12 protein-coding genes and 1 pseudogene are annotated in these 16,692 nt (G+C 62.4%); 4 read left to right on the top strand and 9 right to left on the bottom strand.

Going from position 1 to position 16,692, the window contains the following annotated elements; genetic code table 11:
* The first annotated feature begins 2 nt into the window (after positions 1 to 2).
* The 4 genes from CAG44_RS16285 to CAG44_RS16270 are packed head-to-tail and all read left to right on the top strand — an operon-like array spanning position 3 to position 7,388.
* Positions 3 to 1,940, top strand: a complete 1,938-nt coding sequence (locus tag CAG44_RS16285) for a type VI secretion system tip protein VgrG (protein ID WP_025340323.1) — start codon at positions 3 to 5, stop codon at positions 1,938 to 1,940.
* An 11-nt stretch (positions 1,941 to 1,951) separates the two neighbouring features.
* A complete protein-coding gene (locus CAG44_RS16280) occupies positions 1,952 to 2,386 on the top strand; it encodes a DcrB-related protein (protein ID WP_085692535.1) in 435 nt (144 codons plus the stop codon).
* A gap of 9 nt (positions 2,387 to 2,395) precedes the next feature.
* Positions 2,396 to 6,796, top strand: coding sequence for an RHS repeat-associated core domain-containing protein (locus CAG44_RS16275; protein ID WP_085692534.1), 4,401 nt, complete (start codon positions 2,396 to 2,398; stop codon positions 6,794 to 6,796).
* A gap of 1 nt (position 6,797) precedes the next feature.
* Positions 6,798 to 7,388 (top strand): hypothetical protein, encoded by a 591-nt coding sequence (locus CAG44_RS16270; RefSeq protein WP_170929336.1) that lies wholly within the window; start codon positions 6,798 to 6,800, stop codon positions 7,386 to 7,388.
* A 1-nt stretch (position 7,389) separates the two neighbouring features.
* Here CAG44_RS16270 and CAG44_RS16265 read toward each other — a convergent pair whose 3' ends face one another.
* The 9 genes and pseudogenes from CAG44_RS16265 to CAG44_RS29145 all read right to left on the bottom strand — a co-directional run.
* Positions 7,390 to 8,286: a LysR family transcriptional regulator gene (locus CAG44_RS16265; RefSeq protein WP_025340328.1), complete on the bottom strand. Its 897-nt coding sequence runs from the start codon at positions 8,284 to 8,286 to the stop codon at positions 7,390 to 7,392.
* A gap of 173 nt (positions 8,287 to 8,459) precedes the next feature.
* Entirely contained in the window at positions 8,460 to 10,496 is a 2,037-nt protein-coding gene (locus tag CAG44_RS16260) for a pyridoxamine 5'-phosphate oxidase family protein (protein ID WP_085692533.1), read from the bottom strand.
* A gap of 27 nt (positions 10,497 to 10,523) precedes the next feature.
* Positions 10,524 to 11,153 carry a glutathione S-transferase family protein gene (locus CAG44_RS16255; RefSeq protein ID WP_085692532.1) on the bottom strand — a complete coding sequence of 210 codons (630 nt, stop codon included), beginning with the start codon at positions 11,151 to 11,153 and terminating at the stop codon, positions 10,524 to 10,526.
* A gap of 274 nt (positions 11,154 to 11,427) precedes the next feature.
* Positions 11,428 to 11,979, bottom strand: a complete 552-nt coding sequence (locus tag CAG44_RS16250; protein WP_085590774.1) for a UPF0149 family protein — start codon at positions 11,977 to 11,979, stop codon at positions 11,428 to 11,430.
* Between the two features lie 91 nt (positions 11,980 to 12,070).
* Positions 12,071 to 13,060 carry an asparaginase gene (locus CAG44_RS16245; RefSeq protein ID WP_085692531.1) on the bottom strand — a complete coding sequence of 330 codons (990 nt, stop codon included), beginning with the start codon at positions 13,058 to 13,060 and terminating at the stop codon, positions 12,071 to 12,073.
* Positions 13,057 to 14,211 carry a hypothetical protein gene (locus CAG44_RS16240; protein ID WP_085692530.1) on the bottom strand — a complete coding sequence of 385 codons (1,155 nt, stop codon included), beginning with the start codon at positions 14,209 to 14,211 and terminating at the stop codon, positions 13,057 to 13,059. Before CAG44_RS16240 ends, CAG44_RS16245 begins: the two co-directional genes overlap by 4 nt.
* Positions 14,212 to 14,221: 10 nt before the next feature.
* Entirely contained in the window at positions 14,222 to 15,118 is an 897-nt protein-coding gene (locus CAG44_RS16235; RefSeq protein ID WP_085590781.1) for a nitrilase family protein, read from the bottom strand.
* 144 nt (positions 15,119 to 15,262) lie between these two features.
* Positions 15,263 to 16,445 (bottom strand): annotated as a pseudogene (locus CAG44_RS16230) (FAD-dependent oxidoreductase).
* Positions 16,446 to 16,589: 144 nt separating this feature from the next.
* A partial coding sequence (locus CAG44_RS29145; RefSeq protein WP_232109555.1) for a hypothetical protein occupies positions 16,590 to 16,692 on the bottom strand: 103 nt, incomplete at its 5' end.

The raw sequence follows: 16,692 nt of genomic DNA, 5'->3' as shown, positions 1-16,692 counted from the left end.
CCATGCTGTTCACGCAGTTCACGCGCCTGGCGCAGATCAACAGCCCGTTGGGGCCGGACAAGCTGATCCTGGCCGAAATGGGTGGCAGCGACGAGCTCGGCCGCCTGTTCGACTATGAGCTGCAGCTGACCAGCGACGACCCGGCCATCGACCTCAATGCCCTGCTGGGCAAGCCGATGAGCCTGAGCGTGCAGCAGGGCCTCGGCACGTCACGTTACTTCCATGGCATCGTCGCCCGCTGCAGCCAGTCGGTGGACCAGGGCCAGTTCGCCAGCTACCGGGTCACCCTGCGCCCGTGGCTGTGGCTGCTGACCCGCACCAGCGACTGCCGCATCTTCCAGCACCTGAGCGCGCCACAGATCATCAAGCAGGTGTTTCGCGACCTGGGCTTTTCCGACTTCGAGGATGCCCTGAGCCGCAGCTACCGCGAACGCGAATACTGCGTGCAGTACCGCGAGACCAGCTTCGACTTCGTCAGCCGGTTGATGGAAGAGGAAGGCATCTACTACTTCTTCCGCCACGAAGCGCAGCGCCACGTGCTGGTGCTGGCCGACGCCTATGGCGCGCACCCGCAGGTGCCTGGCTACGAAAGCGTGCCCTTCTACCCGCCGGACGGGCAGCACCGCGAGCGTGACCACATCAACGACTGGCACCTGGCCCAGGAAGTCCAGCCAGGTTCCCTGGAGCTCAACGACTACGACTTCCAGCGCCCCAGCGCGCGCATCGACGTGCGCTCGGCCATGCCACGCCCGCACCAGGCCGGTGACTACCCACTGTACGACTACCCCGGCGCCTACCAGCAAAGCCAGGATGGCGAACACTATGCGCGCACTCGCCTGGAGTCGCTGCAGAGCCAGCACGAGCGGGTCGAGCTGCGCGGCAACGCCCGCGGCCTGGGCAGTGGCCACCTGTTCAGCCTCAGCGGTTTCACCCGCCAGGACCAGAACCGCGAGTACCTGATCGTCGGCGCACGCTACTACGTGCATCAGGAGCGCCTGGAAAGCGGCACCGGCAGCAGCGCAGCGCAATTCGAAAGCAACCTCAGCTGCATCGACGCACAGCAGAGCTTCCGCCCGCAGGGCAGCACCGTGCGGCCGATCGTCAAGGGCCCGCAAACCGCCGTGGTGGTCGGGCCCGCTGGCGAGGAGATCTGGACCGACCAATATGGCCGGGTGAAGGTGCACTTCCACTGGGACCGCCACGACCAGTCCAACGAGAACAGCTCCTGCTGGATCCGGGTATCGCAGGCCTGGGCCGGCAAGAACTGGGGCTCGATGCAGATCCCGCGCATCGGCCAGGAGGTGATCGTCAGCTTCCTCGAAGGCGACCCCGACCGGCCCATCATCACTGGCCGCGTCTACAACGCCGAACAGAGCGTGCCCTACGACTTGCCCGCCAATGCGACGCAAAGCGGCATGAAGAGCCGCTCGAGCAAAGGCGGCAGCCCGGCCAATTTCAATGAAATCCGCATGGAAGACAAAAAGGGCGCCGAGCAGATCTACGTGCATGCCGAGCGCAACATGGACACCGTGGTCGAGCAGAGCGAGACGCTGGCGGTCGGCATCAACCGTACCCAGACGGTGGGCATGCTGGAAACCATCACCATCGGCCAGGACCGCATCCGCGCCGTGCGCCGTGACGACATGTTGCTGGTCGGCGCCAGCAAGACCGATAGCGTCAGCACCAGCTACCTGATCGAAGTGGGCGAAAACCTGCGCCTGGTGTGCGGCAAGAGCGTGATCGAGCTCAACGCCAGCGGCCAGATCAATATCAGCTGCGAGCAGTTCAGCTTCCATGCCAGGCAGAACGGCGAGATCAACACCGACGGCACCCTCGACTTGAACGTCGGCAGTGGTGCGCAGACCGCGCCCGACAACCAGGGTGTGAAAAAGACCATCGACGACTCGGTGAAGGCGATCTTCTCCGGCTCCGACCAGTAACGAGACCTGTCATGAGTTATCGCGTCAACGAATTCCGCCTGGCCCTGCCCGATGCCGCCGTGCAGGACAGCAGTATCAACATCCTGCGTTTCGAGGCACTGGCCACCTCGCTGATCATCAGCCGCAGCCTGCTGGCCGAAGGCGAGACCTTGCAGAGCAATTTCGATGGCCAGTTGCAGCGACTGCAGCAGCAGGTCAAGGACCTGCGCATGCAGCCCGCCCAGGCTGTGCAGGTAGGCGCCGGGCAGGCGATCGCCGCCATCGAGCTGACCAGCCAGTTCAGCAAGGGCCAGGAGAAGGTCTATCAGTACCAGCTGGCCCTGGTGCTGCCTGGCACGCGCAAGATGTTTGCCCTGAGCTACGTCAAGGCCAGCCCGCTGGGCGCGGCCGAAGCGGCGCACTGGGCAAGCATCAAGCAGTCGCTCGACTTCGACAGCCTGGGCTGATCGCGCACCATGTCCGACGCACTGTGGGCCGCCCGCGAAGGCGACGCGCTGATGCACACCTCGATGCTGGCCGACATCGTCGGGGGTGTGCTGGAAATCGCCGCCACGGTGGCCATCGGCGCCCTGGCCACTGCCGCAGTGGCGGCGGCATTCGGCCTGACCGTGGCCACTGGCGGCCTGGGCTGCTTCGTGCTGGGCGCGGTGGTCGGCCTGGTGGTCGGTGTGGTCATGGCCAAGACCGGCGCCGATACAGGCCTTAGCCGATTATGCGAGGGCATAGGCAATTTCCTGTTCCCGCCGTCGGTGCAGGCCAACATCATCAGTGGCTCGTCGAACACTCGCACCAACGGCAAGCGCGCGGCACGTGCTGCCGGCGTCGTCACCGGCCCGCCGGCACCGTTGGCGCAGGCCGGGGCCGAGGCTGGCGAGGCGAAGGAAGAAACCTTCCTCGACATGGCCAAGGGCTTTTTCTCGCAAATGTGGCGGCCGACCGTGGCCACGCCCGCCGCCAATACCTTGCCGGCACCGGACGACAAGGTGCTGTGCAGCAAGCACCCGCCGATGCCACCGCAGTACCTGGCCGAGGGGTCCAGCAAGGTGCTGATCAATGGCCACCCGGCCTGCCGCAGCGGTGACCGCAGCACCTGCGAAGCGGTGATCGTCGATGGCGGCCTGGTGTCGAACAACGTGCGCATCGGCGGCGAGCCGATCGTGGTGCGCGAGATTCGCAGCGGCAAGACGCCGGGCATCGGCCTGGCAGTGACCGCGTTGATGCTGCTGCGCGGGCGTGGCGGCAAGTTCTACAGCAAGTTCGGCTGCATGCTGCTGGGTGGGGTGAGCAGTTTCGTCTCCGGGCAGGTTACCAATGCCATCGTTCAGGCAACGTCCGGCTCACCCAACCCGGTGCACGCGTCTACCGGGGCAAAGATCCTGTGCGGGCCCGACGAGCTGGATTTCAGCCTGCAGGCGCTGCTGCCCCTGGACTGGCAACGGCTCTACAACAGCCGCGACGAGCGCCGTGAAGGGCTGTTCGGCGCAGGTTGGAGCATCGAGTACGAGGTGTTCGTGCAACTGCACCTGGACGCCGATGGCAGCGAGCGCTTGTCGTTTACCGATGAACAGGCTCGGGTCATCGACATGGGCTACATTGCCCGCGCCGATGCCGTGTTCAGCGCCGGTGAAGGGTTGAGCGTACGCCGCTCGCAACAGGACGAAATCCTGATCGAGGATATCGACAAAGGGCTGTACCGCCTGTTCCAGCCCTCCCCTGGAAAACCAGGCCACTGGCGCCTGAGCGCCATGGGTGACCGCAACGACAACCGCATCTATCTGGACTATGACGAAAGCGGGCGCCTGATCCGGCTGCGTGACACGTTCGACCTTGTACAGGTCGAGTTGCACTATGCGCCACAGTGGCCTCAACGGGTCGCCCGCCTGGAACGTCGCCATGCCGAGGGCGACCTGCAGTTGCTGGTCAGTTACCAGTACGACGCCTGTGGCGACCTGGCGGCAGTGTACGACAGCCAGGGCAGGCTGCGCCGCCGCTTTGTCTACGACGAACAACGGCGCCTGGTCGAGCATGAGAACGCTGCTGGTCTGCGCTGCTTCTACGAATGGGCATTGACCGAAGACGACTGGCGGGTGGTGCATTACAAGAGCAGTGGCGGTGATGAGTACCAGTTCGAGTACGACATCCCTGCGCGCACGACCCGGATCACCGATGGCTTGCAACGTGTCAGCACGCGACGCTGGAATGCCCAGTACCAGATCACCGAATACATTGATGCAGTCGGCGCGACCTGGCGGTTTGAATGGGACGACGAGCGTCAGTTGCTCGCAGCGGTCGATCCGATGGAAGGGCGCTGGCAATACTTTTACGATGCTTCGGGCAACCTGACCCAGACCGTCGACCCGCTGGGGCGCAGCGAATCGACGCAGTGGCTGGAGCATTGGTCGCTGCCGCGCTCGACGATGGACCCGGCCGGCAACAGCTGGCAGTACCGCTATGATCCGCGCGGCAACTGTATCGGCGAAACCGACCCGCAAGGTAACGTCACGCAGTACCGCTACGACCACCGTGGCCAGCCGACCGAGATCATCGACCCCGCAGGGCATTCGCGAACCCTGCGCTGGAGCGACCTGGGACTGCTTCTGCAGGAAACCGACTGCTCCGGCCACATCACACGCTATGGTTATGACCGCAACGGCCATTTGCTGTCAGTGACCGATGCGTTGAGCGAACGTACCGAGTTCGAGTACGACAGCGATGGCCTTCTGCTTGGCGTGACACGGCCAGACGGTACCCGTGAAGGTTATCGCTACGATGAGGCAGGAAGGCTGACGCAAGCGATCGACCCCGCTGGTGGTATCACCGCGTACCGCTTCGATGCCCGTGGTGTCCTGCTCCAGTCCATCGACCCGCAAGGACGCACGCTTGGCTACCAGGTCGACCCCTACGGTCGACTGCTGTCGCTGACCAACGAAAACGGCGAGTACTTTTACTTCCGGTGGGATGCTGCCAATCGCCTGGTCCGCGAGCAGTTTCTCGATGGAACCGCCAGGGAGTACCGTCACGACCCGTTGCACAATGTGGTGCAGGTGGCCTACACCCCGACGCCCGGTAACAGCTCGGTCGAGCCGATCGTCCACCGCCTGGAACGTGATGCCCTGGGTCGTCTGATTACCAAGACGACCGCGGATGGCGTTACCACCTATGGCTACGATGAGCTCGACAACCTTACCGAGGTTCATTTCGCCGATGCTGCCGGCAACAGCGAAACCCTGCAATTGTGCTTTGACGCGCTGGGACAGCTGGTCGAGGAGCACAGCGGCAACGGCGTACTGCGCCATCGCTACGATGAGTTGGGCAACCTGTGCCGCACCCAGTTGTTCGATGGCCGCTGGATCAACCGCATGTACTACGGAAGCGGCCACCTGCACCAGATCAACCTGGACGGACATGTCATCAACGACTACGAACGCGATCGCCTGCACCGGGAAGTGCAGCGTACCCAGGGCGCGCTGCTCACACACCAGGAATATGACCGCAACGGACGTTTGCGCACCCGCAGATGCAGACCCGCCAGCCAACCCGTGCAATTACCCGCACCTTTCCAGCAGCGCTTCGAATACGACCCGCGCGATGACCTGAACCGGCGCGTGCGGCAGGTAGCCGGCCGGGTGCAGCATGACCAGATCATCCAGCTTGATGCTGGTGGGCGCCTGATGGGCAGTCATGACATTGCCAACGGCAATCATGAAACCTACCGCTACGATGCCGCCGGCAACCTGCTGGATGCCACGGCCAATGCGCCAGTTCTGCACGACAGGTTGCTGGCGTACCAGGACAAGCGCTACCGCTACGACGCCTTTGGCCGCCTGGTGGAAAAGCGCAGCAGCCGGCGCGGCATACAGCATTTCAGCTACGACGCAGAGCATCGCCTGGTAGAGGTACGCACTCGCCAGGCAGGGCGGGAACGCAGTGTACGCATGCGTTACGATCCGCTCGGGCGGCGGGTGGAAAAAAGCGAACTTGATGGTGCCGGGCAGCTGCTCGGCCAGACGCGCTTTGCCTGGGACGGATTACGCCTGTTGCAGGAACAGCGCCATGGCCAGGTAAGCCTGTACCTGTACGAGGGTGACGGCTATGAGCCGCTGGCACGCATCGACGGCAGCGGGCCGAACCAGCAGGTGCTGCACTTCCATAATGACCTCGGGGGGCTCCCGGAGTGGCTGACCGATGAACAGGGACGCGTGGTATGGCAGGCCAGCTATCTGGGCTGGGGTTCTACCCTCGATGAGTCCCGCCAGGCCAGTTGCCTGCAGGAACAGAATCTGCGCTTCCAGGGGCAATACCTGGATCGGGAGACCGGGTTGCATTACAACACCTTCAGGTTCTATGACCCGGAGGTAGGCCGCTTTACCCAGCCTGACCCGATTGGCCTGTCTGGTGGTCACCAACTGTACCGGTATGCGCCAAACCCGGTGACATGGGTCGATCCACTAGGTTGGCTGACCTTGACCGGTTATACCAAGGGCGGTATCAAGCGAACCACCGAAGCCTGGCGCAGCAGGCATGGTCCGGCGTCAATGCGTGACCACCACATGATCCCGCAAGAAATGTGGCGGGAAGACCGCGATTTCCGTAACCAGATGAAAGCTGCCGGAATTCGCAACCCCAAACGGTACATCGACCAGCAGATCTCGCGCATTCCGAATGCATTCCACGCCGACATTCACGCCAAAGGTTGGAACGAGGACTGGAAGAAGTGGTTCAACAACAACGCGAACTTCACCAAGAAGGACCTGCAAAAGCAGATCAAGGTGATGATGCGCCAATACAATGTGCCCAAGGCGACGAGGAACCATGTGCGTCGCTACGGCAAGAATGGCAAGGGCTGCGGAGGCTGACATGAACATCTATCACTTGGACAACGCGCCGACTCCCTGGGGAGACTGGGGCGCGGTACTGCTCCAGGGCATGATCGCCTGGGACGAAGATACCGATGTAGACAGCATCAAGCGGGCCGGCCCGTACACCCCGGCCGCCTACATACGTTCGGGTTCGCTGGTGCTCACCCAGCCGGTCAAGGAAGCCCTGGAAAAAAGCGGCTTGAAGGGGATCGGGCGTTACGAGCATCTGGAGAAGACCCATATCGTTCACATCGACTGGCTGCACTGGGACACCAGCAAGCCCATTACCGATTACCTCGATCTGGAAGGCGGGCCGAGCTCGATCATCGACTCCCTGCCGCATGACCCTGAGCTTGCCGCGCGTATGCCGGAGTACTGGCAGGCATTCGTGGTGGGCAAGCTCAACCTGCTCAAGGACCCGCAGCATGACCCTGCCGACCTCGGCCAGTATCTCAAGGTGCTCAAGGCCGACGAGCAAGCCGATTTCTTCAAAGGGGATGTCTATCGTGGGTACTTCCTGAGCGAACGGGCCAAGGAGTGGCTGGAACAGCAGTGCCCAGGTTGCTTTACATTCACCCTGCTCGGTTGAATCAGTCCAGCTGCCGAGCCCTCAGTTCCTGCGCCAGCATGTCAATGAAGGCGCGGACCTTGGCCGAACCGTACTTGCTCTCCCGGTGCAGTATATGGATTGGCCACGGCGCCTCTTCGTATTCGGCAAGGATCACCTGCAACTGCCCACTGGCCACCTCATCCGCGACCTGATACGACAGCAGGCGGGCAATCCCCAGTCCGCCACTGGCAGCGGCGATTGCCCCGTCATTGCTGGTCACCGTCAAGCGAGGCTTCATGCGCACCAAAGTCGGCTCATCGGTTACTCCGAAACGCCAGCCGGCTCGCGGCGACAGGTTGGTGGTGCCGATCACCGCATGCTCCGCTAGGTCGGACGGGTGCTTCGGCACGCCATGGCGCGCCAGGTACTCGGGAGAGGCGCACAGCATGCGCCGGACCCTGCCCACCCGCAGTGCTTTGAGCCCGGAGTCGGGCAAGGGGCCGATACGAACGGCTACGTCCATGCCCTCTTCGACCATGTTGACGATGCGGTCGAGGAAGTAGGCGGAAACGTCAACCTCGGGGTACTGCTGCAGGTAGTGGACGATGCACGGCATGACGAACTTCTTGCCGAACAGGATGGGCGCAGTGACGGCCAGGTCGCCCTTGGGCGTGGCGTTGATGCCGGCGGCGGCTTCGTTGGCCTCGTTGATGCTGGCGAGGATATGCCGGGTGTCTTCCAGGTAGCGGCCCCCGGCTTCGGTCAGGCGTACGCTACGGGTGGTGCGCAGCAGCAGCTTGACCCCCAGCTGATCCTCCAGGGCGCTGACGGCACGGGTGACCGCAGCTGGAGAGATGTCCAGGCGGCGGGCAGCAGCGGCGAAGCTTTCCAGCTCGCCTACGGCGACGAACACCTTCATCAGGTGGATCTGGTCCATGCGGGCTCCTGGGGCTATGAAGTGCCGGGATTATCTTTCATCTGAGCGTTTTGTGTCGCCTGTCCCGGCCCTTTCGCGGGCTCGCCCGCTCCCACAGGTTATCCACCATCTCTGAGGGCAGTGAAGTACTTGTGGGAGCGGGCGAGCCCGCGAAAGGGCCGGGACAAACTACCTTACAGATCCAGCACCAACGCCTGCGCCCCCTCCTCCGACCGGGCCGGCACGGCACAGCAGATCAACACCGCCCCCTCCTCCGGCAGCTCGGCCGGCGGGTTCGGGTAATGCACCCGGCCACTGACCAACCGGGTCTTGCAGGTACCACACGACCCACCTCGGCAACTGAACTCAGGCGACAATCCGCGAGCCTCGGCCAGCTCCAGCAGCGTCCCGCCACCCGGCGCCCAGCGCGCCTCCTTGGCTGAAGCCGCAAAGTACACCGGTACCGGCTCGCTGGCAGCAGGTGGCTGTTGCAGGGTGGGCTGGTCATCGTCGGTGTGCCGCCGGAGCGTCGACGGGCCAAAGGCTTCGGCATGGATCCGCGCATCCGGCACATGCACCCCGCGCAGCCCTTCATACAGGTCCTGGGTAAAACTGCCCGGGCCGCACAGATAGAAATCGTAGTCGTCCAGCGCCAGCGTGGCCTTGACCTGCTCGATACCCAGCCGACCGGCAAACTCGTAATCACGCCCCGCCAGCGCATGCGTTTCCGGCTGGCTCAGGGCGCGGTGCACGTGCAGCAGGCCGCCGGCCTGTTGCCGCAAGCTTGCAAGCTCCTCACGGAACGGCAGGTCGGCCAGGCTGCGTGCCCCATGGAACAGATGAATGCGCCGTGCCTGCCCCTTGCTCAACTGCTCGCGCAGCATGGCCAGTAACGGCGTGATACCCACACCCGCGCCAATCAGCACCAGCGGCCGTGTGCTCTGCTGGTCCAGCGTGAAGCTGCCCATTGGCGGGCGCACGTTCAGCATATCGCCTGCCACGACGCGCTCATGCAGGTGCCGCGAGACCGGGCCCTGGGCTTTGACGCTGATGCGCAGGTAACCGTCGGAAGGCGCGCTGGAAAGGCTGTAGGTGCGGATCAGCGCCGCCTCACCGTCGAGCTGGACTTGCACCGGAACATGCTGCCCCGGCGCAAAGGCCATCGCACTGCCAGCAGGAGGCTCAAGGTAGAACGAGCGGATATCGCGGCTTTCCTGCTCCACCCGCAGCACACGCCAGGCCTGCCATTGGCCATGCCGTTGGCGTTGCTGCAGGCGTATGTCGGCCTCGGCCCAGGTGCCGGTCATCAGGCTGGTCGGCGCGTACTCCTTGAAGGCCCAACGCAGGGAAACGGCAGCCGGGCGCCACACCACCTGCTCGACCTCCAGCGTCCACAAGCGCTCGGCACCTTCGAACGCCTGGATGGCGGGGCTGTCCAGCAGCAACTCGGCATGCCCGTATAGCTGCAACACGTTGCCGTTGCTGAAATCGATGAACAGCAACCCTGCTTGCGGGTTCACCAGCAGGTTGCCCAAGGTGTTGAAGTGCAGGTTGCCAGCATAGTCGGGAATGGTCAGGCGGTTGCCTTCGACCTTGACGAACCCGGGCCGCCCGCCACGGTGGGAGACATCCACCGAGCGCTGGCCGTCGTCATGCTCGACATAGCTGGCGACAAAGAAGGTGTCGGCTGCCTGGATCATGCTGACAGCCGAGGCATCGAGTGTCGTCGCATCGACACGCCCTTGGGCGGGTTCCGCGACACGGGTGTAGTCACGCAGCTGGATGTACTGCGGGCAGTTGCCGAACGACTGCTCCACAGTCACCTGCAGTTGCCCGTCGCCGGCCTGGTGGATCTGCCCGTTGATGCGGTTGCGCCGGCGGGTGTGCAGTTCTATCCCCAGCAGGCCGACCGCCTGCCCGGCAGCCAGCCCCGGGGTGGCGGGATCGTCTGCTGGCAGTTGAGTGTCGATCGTCAGCTGGCGCGGGTCCGGCGAGCTGACGAAACCTTCCGGCCCTTCCAACAGCGTTGCCCAGGGCCGCCCCAGCGCGTCCACGCTGGCGGCGACCATGAACGGCAACTGGTGGTAGAAAATACGATGCTGGTCGGGCATGTAGTCACGAATGACCTTTTGCCCGAACGCCTCCATGCGCTCCGCGACACCGGCTTTTTCCTGCAGGGTCTTCTCCCCCGCATGCCAGGGCGAGGAGTGGTGATCCGGGTTCTGTTGCATGGTGGCGTTCCTCGCAATGGCGGGATGTCAGGCGCTGGTCTGCAGGCCGATCACGGTGCGTGGCATGGGCACGAAGCCCGGCAGCGCCTCGATCCGCGCCAGCCAGCTGCGTACGTTGGCATAGGGCTCCAGCGACACATTGCCCTCCGGTGCGTGGGCGATGTAGGAGTAGTTGGCGATATCGGCGATGGTGGGTGTGCTACCGGCCAGGAAGGGCGTTTTGGCCAGCTCGGCGTCGATCACCTTCAGCAGGGTATGGGCGCGGGTAATCACTTCGTCGGTGTTGAACGAGGCACCGAACACCGTGACCAGACGCGCGGCAGCAGGGCCGAAGGCCAACGGGCCGGCAGCGACCGACAGCCAGCGCTGGACGCGGGCGGCGGCAGCGGGTTCCTCGGGGAGCCAGGTGCCGTTGCCGTACTTCTTGGCCAGGTACACCAGAATGGCGTTGGAGTCGGCGACCACCGTGCCGTTGTCGTCGATGACCGGGACCTGGCCGAACGGGTTGAGGGCCAGGAAGTCCGGCTGCTTGTGCGCGCCTTTGGCCAGGTCGACGAACACCAGCTCGGTGGGCAGGTTCAGCAGCGAAAGCATCAGCTCGATGCGATGGGCGTGGCCGGACTTGGGGAAGTTGTAAAGCTTGATCGGGTTCGACATGGGCTTGGCTCCTGATCAGCACCGGGGTGGGCTGGTGGAGCACATGCTGCACCGGTTCGGCTGGCAGCAGAATCCGTGTGGCGGGGAAACCATAATTTCGCAAGGCGAAACAATGGAAATATCCAGATCTGCGTATCCCCTGTGTAGGAGCGGCCTTGTGTCGCGATAGGGCCGCAAAGCGGCCCCCGACTATGGTTTATCGCTGCTGAAATCCTGGGGCCGCTTTGCGGCCCTATCGCGACACAAGGCCGCTCCTACAAAGGCAGGTGCAAGATCAGTGCAGCTTGTTGAAATACCGGAACAACCCGCGCGCAGCCTCGATCACCTGTGGCACACAAGCCTGGATGTCCGCTTCGCTCATCTGGTCCAGCAGTTCGAAGTTGTCCTCGAGCCCATGCAGCGAAATGGCCTTGAGCAGTCGGTCCTGCTCTGGCGGCAGCTCGGCCCAGCCAGCGACCTGAGTGCCGCGCATGTAGCCAAAGCACCACTCCTCCATGATGATCACACTGCCCTCTTCGCCTTCGCTTTCTTCGAACAGCGGCTCAAAGTGGTCGACATCGTCGCCCAACTCCTCCGCCACCTGGCTGGCATAACGCAGCATCAATGCCGTATACGCCTCTTCATGTGCCGGCTTCTTGAATTTCGGCACCTTGCCACCAGCCACCGCGGGCAACCACTGTTCCGGAGTGACAGTGGTCGGTGAGCTGGCCAGTGCAGTGAAAAAGCCATTGAGCTCGGCCAGGTTGAGTACCGAGTAGTCATTGCCGTAGGTGATCAGCAGGTCTTCGAGGCGGTCGAGTTCTTTTTCGCTGAGTGCGGGGAGCATGGGTGAACATCCTGGGAAGCAAAAGTGTGTGCACCCTAGCACAGCAACGCCCGAAGGGCTGCCCGCGCTTATAGCTTTGCGGGCAGATTGCTTAACGTGGCAACCAGCCATGCAGCAGCTGCTGCCTGCCAGTTCCGATCAACAGCCATAGCAGAATGCGACACTTGCGCGGACACAACTGCCCCGCCATGTGTACCCCCTTGCTCTGCAAATCGATCTCGGCACCGGCAAATCCGTAAGAGGCCGTGGCTGTTGGGCCACTGCCTGTGCGGGTAGCAACAATCACCGGCAAGGTGGGCGCGAGATGGCCAAGCACTTCGGACCAGCTACCGGAAACGTGGCCTGCACCAAAACCGGCGATGACCAGCCCCTCGTAGCCCAGTGTCGCTGTAGCCTTCAACAACGCCGTATCTGCGTCCAGGCACGCTTCCAGCATTGCAACTCGATGCTCGGTGCGATGCGGTAACGGCAGCACCTCCCGTGGGCCAGGCGGCTGACGATACACCACGGTACCTTCCACAACATCGCCCAGCGCTCCGCACCCGGGTGATTCAAATGCAGCCATTGCAAGGCTTGCCGTCTTGCGAACCCTTGCAGCACAGTGGACCTGATCATTCATCAGCACCAGAACGCCGCGTCCACGGCTGCCCGGCGCCAGTGCAACCTGCGCCGCAGCCAGCAGGTTGGCCGGGCCGTCGTTGCCCGGCTGGCTGGCCGCGCGCATGGCACCGGTCATTACCAATGGCGCATCGAACGGCCAGAGCAGATCGAGGAAATACGCCGTTTCCTCGAGGCTGTCGGTACCTTGGGTCAGTATCACCGCGTGTGCTCCGCGAGCCAACTCGCCCCGGGCCCAGGCCAGCACCTCGAGCATCGCCGCAAAGCCCAGCGAGGCACTGGGGAGCAGACCCAGAGTGGCAGCTTCAAGCTGGGCCATCTCACGCAGTTGTGGCAACTCGGCCAGTTGCTCAGCGCAGTCAAGCTTGGGCATCACCCCGCATTCGCTTGCACTTGCCCGCATGCTCACCGTCCCTCCCAGGCTGGCGATCGACAACCTGGGCAGGTTTGCATGCGCTTTCATACTCCACCTCCAGCAAGCAGCCCGACCAGCGGAACGATCGCCAGTGTGCTGATGGCCATCGACACTACATTGCCGATGTAACCATGCATGTAGGCCGGCAAGCGCTGACTGATGGCCACCGCCAACGGTGGCGCTACCAGCGCGCCAAGCACTGCACTGGCTACGACCACTTGCCAGCCTCCACCGTGGGTGAGCACAGCGGCAGGTACGATAGAGACGATGGGAATGTAAGTGGGGTACCAGCCTCGCGCCTGCCATTGGCGACGCCAGAGCACGACTCCCACCAGTGATGCCAGCGCCTGCCCGGCAACCATCGGTATCAGCAGCAGCGAACCGTAGACTGGCGCAGCGGGGGCCAGCATGTATGCCAGGAACACCCCCAACAGCAGCCCGAGGCTGGCCAGTTCATTACCAAAGAATGGCGCTTCGCTGAAATCGGCCAGTACACGCCGCAAGGTCCAGGCCACACCGTAATCGGGTTGGGCCGCAACGGGCTCAGGTGCGGCGGGCGGTTGGCTGGGCCGTACCCATGATGGAAAGCGCCAGCACAGCATGAACGCCACCACGCTTGCCAGCGCCATGCCGCTTACGTTGCCGACTACCACCGGCAACTGCAGGGGGTAGCACAGGTAATTGACCATGAACAGGCTGGCTGGCGTTACCAACAGCGCTCCCAGCAGTGCGCCGCTGATGGTCACCTGCCAACCCGCACCAAAAAACAGCACCATGGCTGCTGGCAATGATACGAAAGCAACGAAGGTTGGTTGCCAGGTGCCACTGGCCAAGGTCCATCCCCACAACGCGTGACTGAGCAACAAGCCCAGCAGCGAACTGGTGAACACCCACGGCCATAATCCGCTGCCGTAGCAGATGGCAAAGCCGTGCCAGCGATACCCATGCACATGGGCCCAGTGCGCCAGGCAAGCTCCCAGCAGCAAGCCCAGGGCGGGCAACTCATGCTTGTAGAAGGCCACTTCGCTGATATCACCAACTATCCAGCGCAGGCGGCTTAATGGTTGATCGAGCGTCGCGGCCAGTTGCGTGTAGTCCGGCCATTGGCCCTGTACGAGGCTGGCTGCCAGCAGCACCAGCAGGCAGGCAAGGATCAACACCGACGAACGCTGCCGGTTGGGGAAGAGTAGCGTTTTCATGTGCAACTCCTCAGCGGGGCATAGGTGCATGAAGGCGATAGCCAAGCGTCGCATCGTAAAGGTCGGTGCGCCTGTCTCGCGGCAAGTCGTTGAGGCTGTTCCAGATCGGCGCCGAGCGGGCGCTGCTGAGGTCGACATCGGCGTAGAGAATGCCCTCCTCCTCTGCACTGGCCACCTCGCCAATGGGCCAGCCATTGGTACCGGCAATCAGTGAACAGCCCAGGAAGCGACCGCCCCGCTCGCTACCTATGCGATTGGCGGCAGCGATGTAGACGTTGTTGGTGTGTGCCGCCGTCATGGTCAGGTACGACGCCATGCAGCGCCCTGTTTCATCGAACAGTGGTGGTGGCGTCCATACCCAGTTGTTCAGGCTGCAGATGATGTCGGCGCCTTGCGCAGCCATCAGCCGCGGCACTTCCGGGAACCAGATATCCCAGCAGATCAGCAGGCCGATACGGCCGATCGGTGTCTCGAACACAGGGAAGCCCAGGTCGCCAGGGGTGAACCAGAGCTTTTCCTGGTTCCACAGATGGGCCTTGCGGTAATGCCCGAGCAAGCCTTGCGGACCGAACAGAACGGCACTGTCGAAAAGTTTCAGTCCCTCGCGTTCGGCAAAACCCGCCGCCAGATATACCTGGTACTCCTTGGCGAAATCCGCCCAGGCTTTCAGGCTGCGCCCCTCCTCCAGCGTTTCGGCATGGGCATAGGCCTCTGCACGCGTGTGGAAGGTGTAGCCGGTGTTGGCCAGCTCGGGTAGCACGATCAGGTTGGCGCCTTCACGCGCCGCGCACCGAGCCAATGCCAGGCCCTTGCTCAGGTTGCCATCGCAATGCTCCAGCCCGACCTGAGGGTCGTACTGGATGACAGCGATACGTACGGGGCTGACGGGCGTGCAGTGTTCAGACATGGCGGCTTCCTTTTATGGTTGTTTTGGAAGGGCGCCAGTAAAGCGGGGTTGGGCGGGGGAGTGACAGTCGGGGAGTTCCTATGGGATCGAAGGACAAGAGAAGTGTTCGAGTAGGAAATTCCCCACAAAAACTCCCGGATGCTGCTATTTCCCAGCTTGATAATGTGGGTAGTGGTTCAGGGTAAAGCCACCATTGAACGATGCCGATGTTCTGTTGCACAGGTTGATGACCACATCAAGCGCCGTGCGTAAACACGGCTCGGTCCAGCCGGCGTCAACAGAGAAGGACTCTCCAGCCAGATACAACCCTGAACTGGCACTCAGATCACGGTTGTACTTCATCAGGCTCACTGCATCGTAATAGGTCCCAGCCCGATACAACTTTGCGCAGCCAAGCGCGTTTCGATCAGTCATCCAACGCTGTATGCGAATGTTTCGGGTATCGATATAAGGCGATATGGGTTCAGCCACGTTGCTGCAGCGAAGGAGGATCCGATCGAGTTCCTTCACGCACTTGTCGCCCAGTTCTTCATCTGAGAACGCGGCCAGTTTCGTTGCATCGTCTTCCCAGGTGTAACTGAGCAGGATGCAATCATCAGCGTAATGGTCGTTGTAGCGATAGGCATAGACATCGTGAACGAAACTGTCAGTGAATCGACTCCCAACCATAAGTGCCATAACCCGCAGCAATATGCTCGGCGAACTGCTCCGCAAAATGGCGCCATTTATCATAGACCTGCTGAAGCATCGCAGTGGGTGGTGGTGTCTTTCCTTCGGGATTGCGCCAGATCAACAGCGCAGGGTCTCTGTCACCCGCTAATTGCCCGTCACGAAGATATATTCCAGTGGCATTCACCCAAGGTGTCCCGGGATTTGGAAAATCGGAAATTCGTAGCTCGAACAGCTTGGCGTAATAGGCCATAAGCGAACGCCCATCTTTTGGGGGCTCACCAGTCCTGTTGAAGAACGGCATGCGCATGGCCCCCATTTCAAAAGGGGTTACAGGCTGCTTGTGATTTCCTGCGTTATTCACCAGCGTAAGGTGACGCCCACCCACAGGTCGGGACTGCTCGATCAAGGTGATACGGGTAAAGCCGCAACGTAGCAATTCTCGGGCTGCAGTTAGCCCGGTAACACCAGCACCGACAATACAGATCCGGTGATCCGGCTGAGTGGCGTATGCAACTCCGCCCTCTTGTTCGAGTAGACGGCGATAATCAAAGCAAAGATCAGGAGGGTTAGGGTAACGCGCAGCCCACGGCTTTACGGACAGGGATGGCTCGATAGCCAGATCAGCAGGATGGTTGTGTGTTGAGCCGATGGTCATGGTCTCGTGTTCTCAATGAGTTGGGAACATGAGAATGATCAATCAAGAGATGCGTGAGGAGGTTGTTAATTAGCACCAACCGGCCACCACAGGATCGTGAGATATCTGTGGTGGCCGGGTTGATGTCAATAAAGCCGTTACGCCTTACACCGCCAGCGCGCGCTCACGCAGCTCGCTGTTGAGGATGCGGTCGTTCTCGCTGTAATCGACCGGGCAGTCGATCACGTGCACGCCCGGGGTCTTGATG

It is taken from the genome of Pseudomonas sp. B13(2017) (assembly GCF_002113245.1).
Lineage (GTDB): Bacteria > Pseudomonadota > Gammaproteobacteria > Pseudomonadales > Pseudomonadaceae > Aquipseudomonas > Aquipseudomonas putida_Z.
Note: the sequence above shows the minus strand (reverse complement) of the source record. Positions and strands in the feature narration are given on the sequence as shown.